This is a genomic window from Aeromonas sp. 600774 (assembly GCF_049175075.1).
Taxonomy (GTDB): Bacteria; Pseudomonadota; Gammaproteobacteria; order Enterobacterales; family Aeromonadaceae; genus Aeromonas; species Aeromonas veronii_A.
In genome coordinates, this window is record NZ_JAAKUJ010000001.1 from 223,637 (window position 1) to 239,932 (window position 16,296).

11 protein-coding genes are annotated in these 16,296 nt (G+C 59.6%); 7 read left to right on the forward strand and 4 right to left on the reverse strand.

Annotated features, from left to right (window positions below):
- Positions 1-37 precede the first annotated feature (37 nt).
- Both G5171_RS00960 and G5171_RS00965 read left to right on the forward strand, forming a co-directional pair.
- Complete coding sequence (locus G5171_RS00960; protein WP_421259676.1) at positions 38-1,408, forward strand: leucine-rich repeat-containing protein kinase family protein; 1,371 nt, start codon at positions 38-40, stop codon at positions 1,406-1,408.
- A 198-nt stretch (positions 1,409-1,606) separates the two neighbouring features.
- A complete protein-coding gene (locus G5171_RS00965) occupies positions 1,607-2,254 on the forward strand; it encodes a thiopurine S-methyltransferase (protein WP_421211293.1) in 648 nt (215 codons plus the stop codon).
- Positions 2,255-2,584: 330 nt separating this feature from the next.
- Here G5171_RS00965 and G5171_RS00970 read toward each other — a convergent pair whose 3' ends face one another.
- Positions 2,585-5,371 carry an insulinase family protein gene (locus G5171_RS00970; RefSeq protein WP_421259677.1) on the reverse strand — a complete coding sequence of 929 codons (2,787 nt, stop codon included), beginning with the start codon at positions 5,369-5,371 and terminating at the stop codon, positions 2,585-2,587.
- Positions 5,372-5,533: 162 nt separating this feature from the next.
- Here G5171_RS00970 and sixA point away from each other — a divergent pair, with 162 nt between their 5' ends.
- The 3 genes from sixA (at position 5,534) to G5171_RS00985 (ending at position 7,424) form a co-directional block, all read left to right on the forward strand.
- Positions 5,534-6,001 (forward strand): phosphohistidine phosphatase SixA, encoded by a 468-nt coding sequence (gene sixA / locus G5171_RS00975; protein WP_021230584.1) that lies wholly within the window; start codon positions 5,534-5,536, stop codon positions 5,999-6,001.
- Between the two features lie 134 nt (positions 6,002-6,135).
- Positions 6,136-6,342, forward strand: coding sequence for a DUF1107 domain-containing protein (locus G5171_RS00980; protein ID WP_005336998.1), 207 nt, complete (start codon positions 6,136-6,138; stop codon positions 6,340-6,342).
- A gap of 164 nt (positions 6,343-6,506) precedes the next feature.
- Positions 6,507-7,424 (forward strand): DMT family transporter, encoded by a 918-nt coding sequence (locus G5171_RS00985; protein ID WP_421211289.1) that lies wholly within the window; start codon positions 6,507-6,509, stop codon positions 7,422-7,424.
- 105 nt (positions 7,425-7,529) lie between these two features.
- Here the strand turns inward: G5171_RS00985 and G5171_RS00990 are convergent, their stop codons facing one another.
- Positions 7,530-9,146 (reverse strand): peptide ABC transporter substrate-binding protein, encoded by a 1,617-nt coding sequence (locus G5171_RS00990; RefSeq protein ID WP_421211287.1) that lies wholly within the window; start codon positions 9,144-9,146, stop codon positions 7,530-7,532.
- A 383-nt stretch (positions 9,147-9,529) separates the two neighbouring features.
- Between G5171_RS00990 and fbp the strand changes: the two genes are divergently transcribed.
- Positions 9,530-10,564 (forward strand): class 1 fructose-bisphosphatase, encoded by a 1,035-nt coding sequence (gene fbp / locus G5171_RS00995; RefSeq protein ID WP_421259678.1) that lies wholly within the window; start codon positions 9,530-9,532, stop codon positions 10,562-10,564.
- Between the two features lie 248 nt (positions 10,565-10,812).
- Here fbp and mfd read toward each other — a convergent pair whose 3' ends face one another.
- Complete coding sequence (gene mfd / locus G5171_RS01000; protein ID WP_421259801.1) at positions 10,813-14,280, reverse strand: transcription-repair coupling factor; 3,468 nt, start codon at positions 14,278-14,280, stop codon at positions 10,813-10,815.
- A 55-nt stretch (positions 14,281-14,335) separates the two neighbouring features.
- Positions 14,336-14,911, reverse strand: a complete 576-nt coding sequence (locus G5171_RS01005) for a hypothetical protein (protein WP_005336991.1) — start codon at positions 14,909-14,911, stop codon at positions 14,336-14,338.
- A 76-nt stretch (positions 14,912-14,987) separates the two neighbouring features.
- Between G5171_RS01005 and G5171_RS01010 the strand changes: the two genes are divergently transcribed.
- The gene (locus tag G5171_RS01010; RefSeq protein WP_005345085.1) at positions 14,988-16,223 is read left to right on the forward strand and encodes a lipoprotein-releasing ABC transporter permease subunit; all 1,236 of its coding nucleotides are present in this window, start codon (positions 14,988-14,990) and stop codon (positions 16,221-16,223) included.
- Positions 16,224-16,296 lie beyond the last annotated feature (73 nt).

Genomic DNA, 16,296 nt, shown 5'->3' on the forward strand with positions numbered 1-16,296 from the left:
ACGTCATCAGGCAGATCATCAGGATTGAGAAACGGTTATGCATACTCTGGAACAGCTGCGCGCAGGTGAACTGTGCGGTGCCCGCCATCTGAAGCTTTGTGAAAACCTGACGGAGTTCCCCACCGAGATTTTGAGCCTGAAAGAGACGCTGGAGGTGCTGGATCTCACCGGCAACCAGCTAAGCGCGCTCCCCGACGAGCTGGCCGGGTTTGGCAAACTGCGCATCATCTTCTGCTCCGAGAACCGCTTTACCGAGCTGCCCGAGGTGCTGGGGCGTTGCCCGGCGCTCACCATGGTGGGCTTTAAGGCCAACCGGATTGCCACCGTCTCGGCCAGGGCGCTGCCCGCCGGTTTGCGCTGGCTGATCCTGACCGATAACGCAATTGAAAGGCTGCCCGATGAGCTGGGCCAGTGCGACGCCCTGCAAAAGTTGATGCTGGCGGGCAACCGCCTGCGCGAGCTGCCGACGAGCCTTGCCAACTGCCGCAATCTGGAACTGCTTCGCATCGCCGCCAACCGCATCGAACGCTTCCCCGAGTGGCTGCTCTCGCTGCCGCGCCTTTCATGGCTTGCCTACTCCGGCAACCCCTTTAGCGAAGGGGAGGAGGCGCGGGCCATCGATGATGCCCATGTCACGCCGATTGCCTGGGAGACGCTGGCGCTGGGCGATCTGCTGGGGCAGGGAGCATCCGGCGTTATCCATCGCGCCACCCTTGTGGGTAATAGTGCTGATGAAGTGACTCAGGCGAGCGGCAGAGCCGATGCCAGTCAGGTGGCGGTCAAGCTGTTCAAGGGGGCGGTGACCAGCGATGGACTGCCCCGCTGCGAGATGGCGGCATCGCTGGCGGCGGGCACTCATTCCAACCTTATCAAGGTGATAGGCAAGGTGGCGGATCACCCCTCCGGCATTCCGGCGCTGGTGATGGAGCTGATCGACCCGGCCTTTGCCAATCTGGCCGGGCCGCCGAGCCTGGACTCCTGCACCCGGGATATCTATCCCGAGGGGCTGCATCTGAGTGTGCCGGATGCGCTGGCGATGGCCCACGGCATTGCCTCGGTGACTGGCCATCTGCACCGCGCGGGCATCATGCACGGGGACCTCTACGGTCACAATATTCTTTTTGCCCGTGGTTCTGACGCACCGGCTCGCGCCCTGCTGGGGGATTTTGGCGCCGCTTCCTTATATGACCGCTGCGACCGCGAGCGGGCCATGGGCCTTGAGCGACTGGAAGTGCGCGCCTTTGGTTGCCTGCTGGAGGAGCTGCTGGCCCATTGCGATACGCAAGACTCACTGCTTGATGGGTTGCATCAGCTCAAAGCGGCCTGCCTCTCGGAACTCCCCGCCGAACGCCCCGATTTTGCTTATATCGAGCGTCAGCTGGCGGCCGCTCGCGCCACGCTGTCGTGATCTAATTGACGTTGGCAGGCACGTTATAAACGCAGCCAATAGCGCTCATTGCGACAGCGAGGCGCACGGCAAGGTGACGTCCCGCCATTCTCCCGATAACACGCCGAGGCTGCGCGGCAAAAAGGGGAGGGCAGAGGGTTGCGCGGTGCCGGTTAAGTTGTGATATTGAGGCATCTTTAGTACAGAAGGGTAATAACGATGGAAGCTGCGTTTTGGCATCAGCGTTGGGAAGAGAACCGGATTGGCTTTCATCAGGCGGACTTCAACCACTGGCTGCAATCCTGGTGGTCAGCCCAGCAAGCGGACGAGCCGGTGCTGGTTCCCCTGTGCGGCAAGTCCCGTGACATGCTCTGGCTGAGCGCTCAGGGCCATCCGGTCGACGGTTTCGAGCTATCGAGCCTTGCCGTCAGCCAGTTCTTCAGTGAAAACCAGCTCGCCGCGACCGTGAGCGAAGTAGGCCCTTATCAGTGTCATCAGGTGGACAGCCTGCGCATTTTTCAGGGGGATTTTTTCGCCGCCTCCAGTCTGGGTCGCTGTTACCGGCTGGTCTATGATCGCGCGGCGCTGATCGCCCTGCCGACCGCGATGCGCCGCCAGTATGCAGCCCTGATCAGTTCGCTGGTCGAGACCGGCGGCCAGATCCTGCTGGTGACCCTTGAATATCAGCCGGAGCAGCAGAGTCAGCCCCCCTTCTCGGTGGGTGAGATGGAGGTGCGAGCCCTGTTTGAGCGCGATTTTCGTATCGAGGTGCTGGGGCGCGCCGCCGAGGTGGATCACCCGCGGGTGTTGTCGGGCCAGCTCTCCTACTTCGATGAGGTAGCCTACCGGCTGGTTCGCCGGGGTTAACGGGCAGCTAACGGGCGAGCAAAGGGTGATCTGCGCCGACAAATCATCGGGCTATGCGCTCTTCGCTACCTCCTTTGACGTAGATCAACGTGATTGGCGGGGGGAGTGCCTAATATGAGGCTGTTTCTCAATCACTGTTGGCATTGCAAAGCGAGTATCGGGTCTTTCCCGCTTGCTGATCAGCAACTCAGTGTCTGATTTTCACGCTCATGTTCACTTTTGGCGGCTTTGGTCGCAATTGTTATGGTTTTTCCAGCCGACCCTGATGGGTCGGCTTTTTATTGTCTGTGATTTGCCGCGGGCAGGAAAATGGAGGATGTCGAGGCCTGATCAGGCCTCGAAGGTGGCGGCATTGAGCCGAAATGCCCGTGGATCATCGATAAACTGGCCGGTGATCCGCTCGTCATGTTCGTGCCCCTGACCATAGCTGCAGAGGATCAGCCGATCGGAGGTGCGCGAGCGCAGCTGGGTGATAAAGCGCACCAGATCGGCGCGGCTCAACTTGCCCACCTCATCGCAGACCCGTTCCCGCTGATCGAACCCCAGGTCCTTGTTGCCAATACTGACCCACAACCGCTGGCCGCGACTGCGCAGGTTGGCATCCCGCTCGCTCAGCTGGGCTTGCAGCCCCGCCTTGCTCTCTTGCCACTGCTGCTCGGTAAATTCGAGCATGGCCAGCGGGAAGAGGTCGATAAACTCCTCCACCGCATCGAGCAGGATCTGCGGCCCCGCCACCGGCGACTGGATATAGAAGATCAGCCCCGGATGGCGATTGAGGGGCAGGTTGCCGGCACCCACCACATACCCCAGTTGCTGGCGGGTGCGCAGCTCGTGGAAGAAAGTAGAGGACATGATGTGGTTCGCCAGGGTAAAGCAGGCGAGATCCCGCGCCCGGGTGGTACGGGACTGGTAGTAGACCAGCAGTGCCGAGTCTTCGTGATCGCAACCCTGCTCGCGAATAAGGGTGCCCCTGTCCTGAATGGAGATGAGCGGACGACGGGTCTCGCCGCTCGGCTTGCTGCTGGTGCCATTGATATCGCTCAGGTGGCGCTCCATCAGGGCGGCCAGCTCCAGCGCTTCGGCGGCAGTCCAGTCGCCGTGTACCAGCGCCTCGACATGCACCTCGCCAAACAGCTGGGCCACGAAGCCGGGCATCTCCTCCAGCTCGACGGTGCGCAGGTGGCGCAGCAACTGCTCGAACGGCGGGTTGTTCGGTTGCAGCAAACTGGTGAGCTGGTTAAAGAGCTGGGAGATGGGGCGCGCCTTGGACTGGTTGTCCCAGTTGCGGATGAGCTGCTCTTTGATCTCGGCGAAGCGGCCCGGATCCGGATACCCCAGCGTGCGGTTGCCGAGGATCATGTCGAGCAACAGCGGCTGCTTGTCGGCAAAACCGCTCAGGTTGATGGTAAAGCCCCCCTGATGGGCATAGATCTGGTAGCCCAGCCCCGCCAGCTCCGCCGGATAGGTGAGGGCGTTGAGGTGGTCTGCCAACAGCTCCACGGCAAGGCGCGCCATGGCGATATTGCGCGGATTTTTGACCGCATGTTCGCTGTCGATGGAGATGTAGAGATTGCCCTTGGGCACGCTGAACAGGTGCTCATGGAGGTGCCAGAGGCGAAAACCGGGGCGATCGATAAGGCAGGCGGGCATGTCGGCGGCAAGCTCTGGCGTGCGCGGATCGAGCCTACTGCTGATAAAGGGGTTGGGCTTGGGTAGCGCCAGCGCCGGATCCGGTTCGCTCTGCTGCCAGCGAATTTTCTCGGCCTCGGTAATGGTTGCCACGCTGTAGGGGGTCTGATACCAGCGGGCCAGCCGATCGGTTGCCACTTCCGGCGCAGTGATGGTGATACGCAGGTTGTGCGGGGTGAGCTTGGCGAGGAAGCGGCGGATCAGCCCCTCGTCATATTCGCGCATCATGTAGTCGCCGTAGAGCAGATCCTCAGGTTTGTAGCTAAAGAGGTTGAGCACCAGCCCCGACACCGTATCGAGGGGGCGGCCGCGCTCCTGAAAACGGAACGCCGATTCGAGCACGGTCCGTTTTTCGTCGTAGCGCCAGCTCTGCAGCCCTTCGCGGCCAATCAGTTTCAGATAGCCAAACAGGGCGGCGAGGATGTCGTCCACATGCTCAAGGCCCAGAGGTGTGAGGCCGAAGTTGACGCCAAAATCCTTGAAGTTGGCGCCGCTTATGCCACCGCCCGCCGAGAGCTGATTGACCCAGCCTTTCGCCTTGAGCAGGGAGAGCAGGCTGCCATCCCCCTCATAACCGATCAGATGGCTCAGGAAGGTGAGGGGCTTTTTGTCGTAAAACTCGTCCACATTGGGCAAGGGGAAGCTGAGCGACAGCTTGCGGGTCTCCTTGACCGGATTGATGTGGATGCGCACGCCGAGATCGTCGAGCCGGTAGAGCGGCATGGTGAGAGTCGGGGTTCCCAAATTGCGATTCAAAATGGGAGCAAAGTAGCGACAGCACCACTGCAACTGGGTATCGATGGATTCCGGCGAGATCATCACCAGCGCCATGCGATCCGCGCTGTAGTGGCTTTCGTAAAAACGGATAAGGTCGGAGCGCAGATCCCGTCCCGGCAGATCGGCCAGGGTATCAAGGTTGCCCACCGAGAACTTGGCGAAGGGGTGCGCCGGGTTGACCGTCTCTTTATGCACCTGATAGCTGCGGCGCATGTCGTCCTGCAGCTTGAGGCGATACTCGGAGTCGACCGCATTGCGCTCCTTGTCCACCCACTCCGGATCAAAGGTGGGGCAGATAAAGAACTGGGAGAAGCGATCCAGCCCTGCTTCGAAGAAGCCGTTGTCGATCTCGAAGAAGAAGTTGGTGAATTCGGTGCCGGTCCAGGCGTTGTTGCTGCCGCCATGACGGCTCATAAATTGCTGGTACTCACCAGGCTTGGGGTAAGTGGCGGTGCCGAGAAACAGCATGTGTTCCAGAAAATGGGCCATCCCCTGCCGGTCGACAGGATCGTCAAAATGGCCGGTATTGACCGCCAGCGAGGCGGCCGATTTGTCGGTGTCGGGATCACAAATCAACAAGACCCTGAGCCGGTTAGCCAGCTCCAGAAAATGGTATTGCCGATGGTCATTGGGACTGGCATATGGGCTCATTGGCGTGTGACTCACGTTGGATTTATTTGAATTTAAACATGATTATCGACCCCGCTATCCCGTCAGGCAAACCCTTTTCTGAGAGGTAGCGCAATTGTTTCCACACCCGTAGCGGGGTAAGATCCCCCGGCTATCAAAACAGGCCCTTTGGGCGAGGTTGTAATGAAGATCTATATCATGCGTCATGGCCAGGCTGGCATGAATGCGAAAACAGATGAACAGCGTCCATTGACCGAGCAGGGTATTGAAGAGTCTATCCAGATGGCTCGCTGGCTGGCGCCTCAGCTGATTGGCCCGCTGGATCGGGTGATTCACAGCAACTATCTGCGGGCACGCCAGACCTGGCAAGCTATATGCAGTGAGTTACCTGACGCCGCAGCCGTTGAAGAGAGTGGCGACATTACTCCCTATGGTGATCCCGCTTTCGTGGCCAGCTACCTCACTACTCTGGCTGAGCAACATGACCAGATCCTGATGGTCAGCCATCTGCCTCTGGTGGGTTATCTGGTGCAAAGCCTCTGCCCGGCTGCAGGAGCACCCATGTTCGCCACTTCGGGGATTGCCTGTATCGAGTGGCATGATGGCAAAGGAGCCTTGCTCTGGCTCGAAGGGCCGCATACAATAGGTTAAAAGTTAATAAAAAGTTATAGATTGAATTTTTTTGGGAAGAGATGGGCGAGTTTTCCGGATTTTTATAAATGTTTTTCGGAATTAATTCGCAGAAGCTGCTGTCATACGGATACAACTGCAAGAGGTTGCAAACGATGAGAGTGTTCAAGAAGTACCTGCCACTGATGGTGGCAAAGCATGTCAAAACCTTCTTTAAAGGTCGGATTTACATTCATGGTCGGGGGCGGTTTGATTTCCAATCCGGTTTGTTGCTGATGCCAAATCCGGCGGATATTCCCCACCGCCAGACAGTCACCGAGGTCAACGAGCTGATCTCAAGATTGCACATGGATGCCGCGTGATGCGCTTCTGAACCTGTTTCTGCACTGATATGCCCGCACCTTTGCGGGCATATTTGTTTCTGGCGACTGGCTTTCGCGCGATGCCTGGTCAGCTCCGCACCTTTGTTTATTTTCCGTCGCTCCCTATACTGGCCCGCTGTTGTCTCTTCGGTCTGGATCGTTTCATGCCCCTTGCCATTCTGTTTCCTTTCTCCTGCATTGCCATCTGGGCTGGCAATGGCATCGTCAGCAAACTGGCGGTCGGCATGTTGTCCCCCGCGGCCTTGGCCTGGTCACGTTGGGTGGTGGCTGCCTTGGTATTAAGCCCGTTTCTGGCCCGTCGGGTATGGCGTGTACGCGCTCGCCTGTGTGCTGGTCTTTGGCAGATCGCCATGCTGGCGCTGCTGGGCATGGTGCTCAACCAGACCTTTGGTTACTACGCGGCGCAAACCATGGGGGCCACCGAGATGGGGTTGATGATGGGGCTGACGCCACTGTTGACGGTGTTGCTTAGCATCTGGCTGCTGCGCGAGCTGCCCACTTGGGGTGCCGTGCTGGGGGCGCTGCTCTCGATCCTCGGCTTGTCTATCTTGCTGGGGCAGGGGGATCCTACCCGGCTGTTTACCCAGGGTATTCATATCGGCTCGGTCTACATGCTGCTCTCGGCGGGTACTTATGCCCTCTATAGCGTGCTGCTCAAGAAGTGGGAGCTGGGGCTCGACAACTGGTCGCTGCTCTATGGTCAGGTGCTCTGCAGTGTGGTGATCCTGACCCCCTTCTTTCTGCTGGTGGATGGTCAGCTGCCCGAGGGGCGGGCGCTCTGGCTGATCTTCTATGCGGGGATCCCTGCCTCGGCACTCTGTCCCTGGCTCTGGATGCAGGGGATCACCCTGCTCGGCGCCAACCGTACCGCCATTTTTATGAACCTGCTGCCGGTGATGACGGCTGGCCTTGCCATCACCCTGCTGGGCGAGCGGCTGACCAGCTATCACCTGATCGGGGGCGGTCTGACTCTGCTGGGTGTTTTGCTGGCACAGCTGCTGGTGCGTCCGGTGGTGGCGGGGAGTCGCCGGGGGGCGTTGGCGCCCTGTCCCGAAGAGTAAGCTTGCGCGAACGCGTAAGTGGGCCCAATGGCCCGCTGGCCGCCAATGAAAAAGCGCCTGCAGCAATGCAGGCGCTTTTTTTATGATCAGGTAGTGCCAGACCGGTTACTGGGCGACCAGATAGAGGTCCCGGCTATAGACGATGTCTTGCGGGCTCTCATAGGGATAACCCTTGACGAACGGCTTGAGCAGTCGCGATTTGACGTAGAAGTAGAGCGGCGCGATAGGGGCGTCAGCCTCGATCAGTGCTTCTGCCTGCTGGTAGAGCTGATTGCGCTCGGCTGCATCCTGCGAGTCGTGAGCCTTGGCCAGCAGGGCATCGTACTCCTTGTTGAACCACTTGCCGCTGTTGGCACTGCTGCTGGAGGTCAGGATATCGAGGAAGGTGGAGGCATCGTTATAGTCCCCGTTCCAGGAGTAGCGACTCACCCCGAAATCCCCCTCGTTCAGTGCCGAGACCATGGTTTTCCACTCCATGTTGTTGAGGGTGGCGGTGACCCCCAGGTTGTGTTTCCACATGGAGGAGACAGCCAGCGCGATCTTTTTATGGCTCTCGTTGGTGTTGTAGAGGATATCCACGCTGAGCGGTTTGTCCGGGCCATAACCCGCTTCGACCAACAGGGCGTTGGCCTGCTTGATCCGCTCCTCTTTGCTCTGCTGCTGGCTGGCCGGTTTTTTCAAATCGAAGCCATCGACACTCGGTGGGGTCAGGCTGAAGGCGGGTAGCTGTCCCTGTCCCAGGATCTTGTCGGTAATGGTTTCCCGATCGATGGCCAGCGAGAGCGCCTTGCGAACCTTGGGATCATCGAACGGTTTACGGTTCACATTGAACACATAGTAATAGGTGGCGAGCATGGGAGCGCTGACCAGATCTTGAGGGCTCTGGCTCTTGATGTGCTTGTACTGCTCCAGTGGGTAGGTGGTGTAGTGCAGCTCGCCGGTGCGGTAGCGGTTGTAAGCGGCGGTTTCGGAGACGATCTCCAGATAGACCACCTTGTTCAGGACGGTGTGCTGGTTGTCCCAGTAGTGGGTATTGCGCTCGGCACTCAGCCGCTCGTTGGGGGTCCACTCCTTGAGCACAAAGGCGCCGTTGGAGACGATGTTGCCCGGTTTGACCCACTCCTTGCCGAATTTTTCGATGGTGGCTCTGGGGGCCGGGAAGGTGGTGTAGTGAGCCAGCATCTTCAGGAAGAAGGGGACCGGAGTGTTAAGGGTGACCTGCAGAGTATGGTCATCCAGTGCCTTGACACCCAGCGTATCCGGGCTCTTCTTGCCCTGGATCACCTCACCGGCATTGGTGATACCCATCAATTCGATAAACCAGGCGTAGTTGGAGGCGGTCTTGGGGTCGGCCGCCCGTTGCCAGCCATAGACATAATCTGCGGCAGTGACTGGCTCTCCGTTTGACCATTTGGCCTCCGGCCTCAGCTTGAAGGTGTATACAGTACCGGTGTTGTCGATGTCGTAGCTGAGAGCGCCTGCGGGTTGGGGTTTACCCTTGCCATCCAGTACATAGAGCCCTTCAAACAGATCGTTGACGATCTCGCTACCGGCACTCTCTTCCACCAGCTGGGGGTCGATGGTAGTGGGCTCGGTGCCGATATTGGTCACATAGATTTGTTGGGCATCTGGCAGCAGCTTGGTACCGGCAGGCACTTGGGCAGCCCAGGCGGGAAGGGCAAACAGTCCGGCTACCATGCCGGCAATGAGAGTCTTGTTCATTGATAATCCTTGAGTTTTATTTGCTTCCAAAGCGAAATCAGTGTGCTGGATTGGCGATTGGATCTCAAGAGGCAATGGCTGAGGCCTGCACAGGCCCATCAGACTCCATTTTTAATGGTTCAAGGTCAGTCAGCTTATGGCTTGCTGCAGGTTATTACCACGAATTAAGGGGGTGCAAGTAATCGAATGACACCGTGCAAAAAGCATGAATGATCATCGGGCAAGGGGAAATTGGCTATTTATCAGGCTGCTTAATTCGCTGCAAAAATAAAAAACAGACGTTACATTAGGTTACAAAACAAAGCGGCCGAGGATCGGCTTTTTTTTTGTCGATGCTTGCAAACGTTTTCAATGCCAACGGAAATGATCTTAAAGGACCAAAAATGCGAAACATGATCACCATGGGCGAGTTCATCGTCAAAAAGCAGGCAGATTATCCTACTGCGACCGGCGAGTTGACCTCGTTGCTCAGCTCGATTCGTCTCGCTGCCAAGGTGGTGAACAGGGAGATAAACAAGGCGGGGCTGGCTGACATCATCGGCTCCATGGGCGCTGAAAACGTACAGGGTGAGGTGCAGCAGAAGCTGGATGTCTACGCCAATGAACGTTTCAAGGCGGCACTGGAAGCTCGTGGCGAGGTGTGCGGTATGGCTTCGGAAGAGGAAGAGGACTTCGTGGCCTTTGACTCACCACTCTCCAAAAACTCCAAGTATGTGGTGCTGATCGACCCCCTCGATGGATCTTCCAATATCGACGTCAACGTCTCGGTCGGGACGATCTTCTCCATCTACCGCCGATTGAGCCCGCAGGGATCGCCGGTGACGCTGGAAGACTTCCTCCAACCGGGCAACCGTCAGGTCGCCGCCGGTTATGTGGTTTACGGATCCTCCACCATGCTGGTCTACACCACCGGCTTTGGCGTCAACGGCTTTACCTACGATCCTTCCATCGGCTGCTTCTGCCTCTCCCACGAGAACATCCGCATCCCGGAAGAGGGCAAGATCTACTCCATCAATGAGGGCAACTACATCAAGTTCCCGGACGGGGTGAAGAAGTACCTGAAATATTGTCAGGAGCGCGATGAGGCGACCCACAGACCCTACACCTCCCGCTATATCGGATCCCTGGTTTCCGATTTCCATCGCAACCTGCTCAAGGGCGGCATCTACATCTATCCGTCCGGCACCAACTCGCCGAGCGGCAAGCTGCGCCTGCTCTATGAGTGCAACCCGATGGCGTTTCTGGTGGAGCAGGCCGGTGGCAAGGCTTCCGACGGCTTTGGCCGGATCATGGATATCCAGCCCACCGCGCTGCACCAGCGTACCCCTTACTTCGTTGGCTCGACCAAGATGGTGGAGCGGGCCGAGGCCTTTATGCGCGAGTTCTCCGCCCATGAGGATCCAGCCAACCAGGGCTGAACGTCAGAGGTGTAGGTTGGTGCTGAGCGCAGCCGAAGCCCAACATTTACCGGTGCGATTCCCTCTCCCCCCTGGGATAGGGCAGGTGGAGGGGAATGGTTTTCACTGCCCCCCTCATCCCCGACCCTTCTCCCACAAGGGGACAAGGGAGACGCTAGTCACCAGCCAACGTAAACAAAACGGGAGCCGATTTGGCTCCCGTTTTAGTTGGCATTATCTCTCTGGCTCGCCGCCAGCCTTGCAGAGACTCACAGGCTGTTGTTGGCCAGATCCGCCAGCAAGCCATCCACCAACTTCAGGCGCATGGCCCTGTCCTGAGTCGGCACCTGGAAACGCAGCCGGGTCGGCCCGTCCATCTTGTAGACCCGGGGCTGGCTGGAGAGCAGCTTGACCAGATAGGCCGGATTAACCTTGGTCTCCTGGGTGAAGTCGAGATAGCCGCCGCGCTCGCTCATCTCCACCCGGCGAATGCCAAGGGCGGTGGCCCGCTGGCGGAAGGCAGCCAGCTCCAGCAGGGTTTTGGTCGCCTCCGGCAAGAGGCCGAAACGGTCGATCAGCTCCACTTTCAGCTCGCGCAGCTCCTGCTCGTCCGCCGCACTGGCGATCCGCTTGTACATGGAGAGGCGCATGTTGACGTCCGGAATATAGTCATCCGGCAGCAGCGCAGGCAGGCGCAGCTCCACCTCGGTGTGCTGGCTCATCAGCTGCTCGAGCGACGGCTCTTTGCCATTTTTCAGCGCCTCGACCGCCTGCTCCAGCATCTCCATGTAGAGGGTGAAGCCGACTGATTCAATCTGGCCGCTCTGATCGTCGCCGAGTAGTTCGCCTGCACCACGGATCTCCAGATCGTGGGTCGCCAGCGCAAAACCGGCGCCGAGATCTTCAAGCGAGGCGATCGCCTCAAGCCGCTTGGCCGCATCCTTGGTCATCAGCTTGGGATGGGGGGTGAGCAGGTAGGCATAGGCCTGATGATGAGAGCGGCCAACCCGGCCCCGTAGCTGGTGCAGTTGGGCCAGTCCGAGATGATCCGCCCGATCCATGATGATGGTGTTGGCGCTCGGCACGTCGATGCCGGTTTCGATAATGGTGGTGCAGACCAGCAGGTTAAAGCGCTGGTGGTAGAAGTCGGACATGATCCGCTCAAGGTCGCGCTCGCGCATCTGGCCGTGGGCGATGCCGATGCGGGCCTCGGGCACTAATTCGGCAAGATCGGCGGCGCACTTCTCGATGCTCTCCACGTCATTGTGCAGGTAGTAAACCTGACCGCCGCGCTTGAGTTCCCGCAGCACAGCCTCGCGCACCACCGCCGGTTCGTGCTGGCGCACGAAGGTCTTGATGGCGAGTCGCTTGGCGGGCGGCGTGGCGATGATGGAGAGATCCCGCATGCCGGACATTGCCATATTGAGGGTGCGTGGAATAGGAGTGGCGGTGAGGGTGAGGATATCCACATCGGCCCGCAGCGCCTTGATCTTCTCCTTCTGGCGTACCCCGAATCTGTGCTCCTCATCGACGATGAGCAGCCCCAGATCCTTGAAGGTGAGTTCGGAGCCGAGCAGCTTGTGGGTGCCGATGATGATGTCCACCTTGCCTTCGGCCAATTCCTTCATCACTGCGCTCTGCTCTTTAGCGGAGCGGAAGCGGCTCAGTACCTCGACCCGCACCGGCCAGTTGGCGAAGCGGTCGCGGAAGTTGTCGTAGTGCTGTTGCGCCAGCAGGGTGGTGGGCACCAGCACGGCAACCTGCTTGCCGCCGTGTACAGCCACAAACGCTGCCCGCATCGCCACTTCGGTCTTGCCGAAACCGACGTCGCCGCACACCAGTCTATCCATGCTCTTGGCCTGACACATGTCCCCCAGCACTGCATTGATGGCGTTGAGCTGATCGTCGGTCTCCTCGAACGGGAAGCTGGCGGCAAATTGGCGATAGGCCTCTTTGTCGTGCTTGAAGGCAAAACCGGCGCGAGCGGCGCGATGAGCGTAGACATCCAGCAACTCGGCTGCCACGTCGCGCACCTTCTCCGCCGCCTTGCGCCGCGCCTTGCTCCAGGCTTCACCGCCGAGCTTGTGGCTGGGCGGGTTATCAGAACCGGTGTAGCGGCTGATAAGGTGCAAGCTGGTAACCGGCACGAACAGCTTGTCGCCGCCGGCATATTCGAGGGTCAAAAACTCGGTGGGCAGGCCACCGGCATCGATGGTTTCGAGCCCCAGATAGCGGCCGACCCCGTGATCCAGATGGACCACTGGCTGACCCTGGGTTAGCTCGCCCAAGTTTCTGATCACCGCATCGGAGCTCAGGTTCTTGCTCTTCTCCCGCGCCCGCTTGCTGCGCACCTTGCCGCCCAGCAGTTCGGTCTCGGTGATCAGCGCCAGTGGATCCTGACCGACCTCCTGCCACAGGAAGCCACGCTCAAGCGGTGCAACCAGCAGGCCGTGGCGATCCGGGCTCGCCATAAAGGCGTCGAGAGAGGGGAACTCCTTGGGTTGCAGTGAGATACGCGCCAGCAGATCGCCGAGTACCTCCCGCCGTCCTTCGGATTCCACCGCAAACAGGGTGCGCCCGGCAAAACCTTGCAGGAACTGGTTGAGCGCCAGCAGGGGTTGCTCTTTGCTGTGATCGAGTTGCAGGTCGGGCAGCGCGGAGATGGGCAGATCGTGCTGACCAGCATCACCGGCGGTAGCGGACTCTTGCAGCCGCACCGCACCATATTGGCCCAGAGAGGCAAAGAGCTGTTCCACCGGCAGATAGAGCTGGGCCGGGGGTAGCAGGGGGCGAGTGTTGTCCCAGCGTCTGTCTTCATAGCGCTGGCCGATATCGTTCCAGAAACGCTGGGCGGCGGGGTAGATATCCCCCACGGTGAGCAGCAGGGTCTCTGCCGGCAGGTAGTCAAACAGGCTGGCAGTCTGGTTGAAGAAGAGTGGCAGATAATACTCGATGCCGGCGGGCCAGCGTCCCTTGCTCACCTCCTGATAGACGGAGCCCTCGGCCCGCGACAGCTCGAACTGCTCGCGGAACTGGCCGCGAAACAGTTCGATGGCCGCCTCGTCGGTAGGGTATTCCCGGGCGGGCAGCAGGCTGACCGTCTTGACCGGTTCGCTGGAGCGCTGGGTCTCGGGATCGAATGGGCGGATGGAGTCCACTTCATCGTCGAAGAAGTCGATGCGATAGGGGCTGCTACTGCCCATGGGGAAGAGATCGAGCAGGGAGCCGCGGGCGGCAAATTCGCCATGTTCCAGCACCTGATCCACCGCCACGTAACCCGCCTCGGCCAGCCGCCCGCGCAGCTGTTGCAGGTTGAGGCGCTGACCGGCCTTCACCATCAGGCTGTATTTGTCGAGATAGACCCGGGGGGCGCAGCGCAACATCAGGGTGGAAATGGGGACAATCAATACCCCCTTGCTCATCTGCGGCAGCTTGTAGAGGGTCTCGAGTCGCTGGGAGATGATGTCCTGATGGGGAGAGAAGGTGTCGTAGGGCAGGGTCTCCCAATCGGGGAACAGCAATACGGGGGCGGACTGATCGGCTAGCTGCTTGTCTGCCAGCAAATACTGTAGCTCCTGCTCCAGGCGCAGGGCGCTCGGGGTATCGGCGGTGATAAGCAGTACCGGCCCCTTGGCTTCACTGGTGAGACGGGCTGCAATCAGCGAGAGGCTGCTGCCGACCAGCTGGCCGAGCGTGATCTTTTGGCCCGCTTTGGCGGGCAAGGCGGGGAGTGTCATTGGCATGATTCGATTCTTTTAACGTTGACGTTATCTATCGCGACGTTCGCTCTGGTTAGCGCTGACGTTCTTGGGCGCGCAGCTTGAGCTGCTTCGATTGCACGTGGAGGCTGGCACGAACCAGAAGTTCACGGTCATCTTCGCGGATCCGCACATAGTCGAGCTGCACATGGGTGCCATGTTCACCGCCGTCGAGCTGTTTGACCTGGCCATAGCAGTAGATGGCGGCCGCCTCTTCCCGCAGGAAGATCTTGAGGCGCACTATCTGGTGCAGGTGCGGCGCAGCCCCGTGATCATGATAGGGGTGCAGGTAGGTGAGCTGGCCAGCCCCGAAGCGCAGGGTGTGGAAGCGCTGCTCCGGATGGTCCTGCAGGGAGAGCACATAGCCCATGATCATGTCGATCTTGCGGGACTGCTGATTGACGATCTCGATCAGGTCGTGCATCGACTCGTTCTGGTTGCGCAGCAGGCGGGTGGTCACCAGATCGATGGAGGTAATGGCCGAAGAGATCCGAAAGGGCTCCGGCAGCTCAGCGTCCAGCTCCTCCAGCGAGGGGAGGTGGAAGTCGGCCGGCATGGGGATCACATTGACCGGCGTGGCATGAGTGACGCTGAAGAACTGTTCCTGCATGGAGGCTATCCCTTGTTGTCATGGACGGTTTCCCTTTATTATCCGGTATCTTATTTTGTTGGCAACGTACATATCCTTGAAGACCGGACTTTTTCAGCCCCTTTCGCTGGCCATCGGCCTGCGTTATGCAGGCTCGAAGCGCAGCAATCGCTTCGTCTCATTTATCTCCCTGTTCTCTACCTTTGGCATCGCCATCGGGGTTGCCGCCCTGATGGTGGTCATTTCGGTGATGAACGGTTTCGAAGGGCAGCTCAAAGGGCGCATCCTCGGGGTGATCCCCCATGTGGTGGTGACCAATCAGGCTGGCCGCATTGATGCCGACCCGCAAGGCTTGCCGGATCTGGCCAAATTACCCCATGTGGTCGCCTCGGCCCCCATGCTCGACAGCGAAGGGATGCTGCAAAGCCCCGGCCAGCTGACCGGGGTGAGCGTGCAGGGGATCGACCCTGCGAAGTGGCCCAAGGATGACATCCTCCACAGCCAGATGCTGGGGGGGCGCCTCGATACCCTGCAGGCTGGCCACTACCGCATCGTGCTGGGGCAGGGGGTGGCACGCCGCCTCAATGTTTCCATCGGCGATCAGGTTCGGCTGATCCTGACCGAAGGGACCCGCTTCACCCCGTTTGGCCGGGTACCGGCCCAGCGCCTCTTTACCGTCTCCGGCATCTTCGGGGTCGGCGCCGATGTGGATAACCAGATTGCGCTGATCGCGCTGGGGGATGCCCAGCGACTGCTGCGCCTGCCGCCAGAAACCGTCGGTGGCATTCGCCTTTGGCTCGATGATCCCTTTGCCGCTGACGAGGTGATCAAGACACCGTTGCCGGATGGGCTGCTGTGGCAGGATTGGCGCCGCGAGCGGGGCGAGCTGTTCCAGGCGGTCGCCATGGAAAAACGGATGATGGGGCTGATGCTGGTGCTGATCATCGCCGTCGCCACCTTCAACATCCTCTCTGCGCTGGTGATGGTGGTGACGGACAAGGAGGGCGAAGTGGCCATCCTGCGCACCATGGGCATGAGTGAATCAGGGATCGTCAAAATCTTCATGGTGCTTGGTGCCTCCAGCGGGGTGATTGGTGCCCTGTTTGGCGGGCTGGCTGGCCTTGCGCTCTCTTTGGGTCTCAACCCTCTGCTCAATGCGGTGGGGCTCAACCTCTATATGGCGGCGGGCGGCAGTGGCCTGCCGGTCATCGTCGAACCGGCTCAGGTCATCACCATCTTGCTGGGCGCCGTGCTGCTGAGCTTCAGTGCCACCCTCTATCCGGCGGCCCGCGCCGCACGGGTGAAACCGGCCGAGGCGCTGCGTTATGAGTAATGCCGTGAATAATACATCTTCTGTTGTTACCTCCGGTGCGAGTACCGGCGTTGTTACTGGTGCCTCTGTGGTC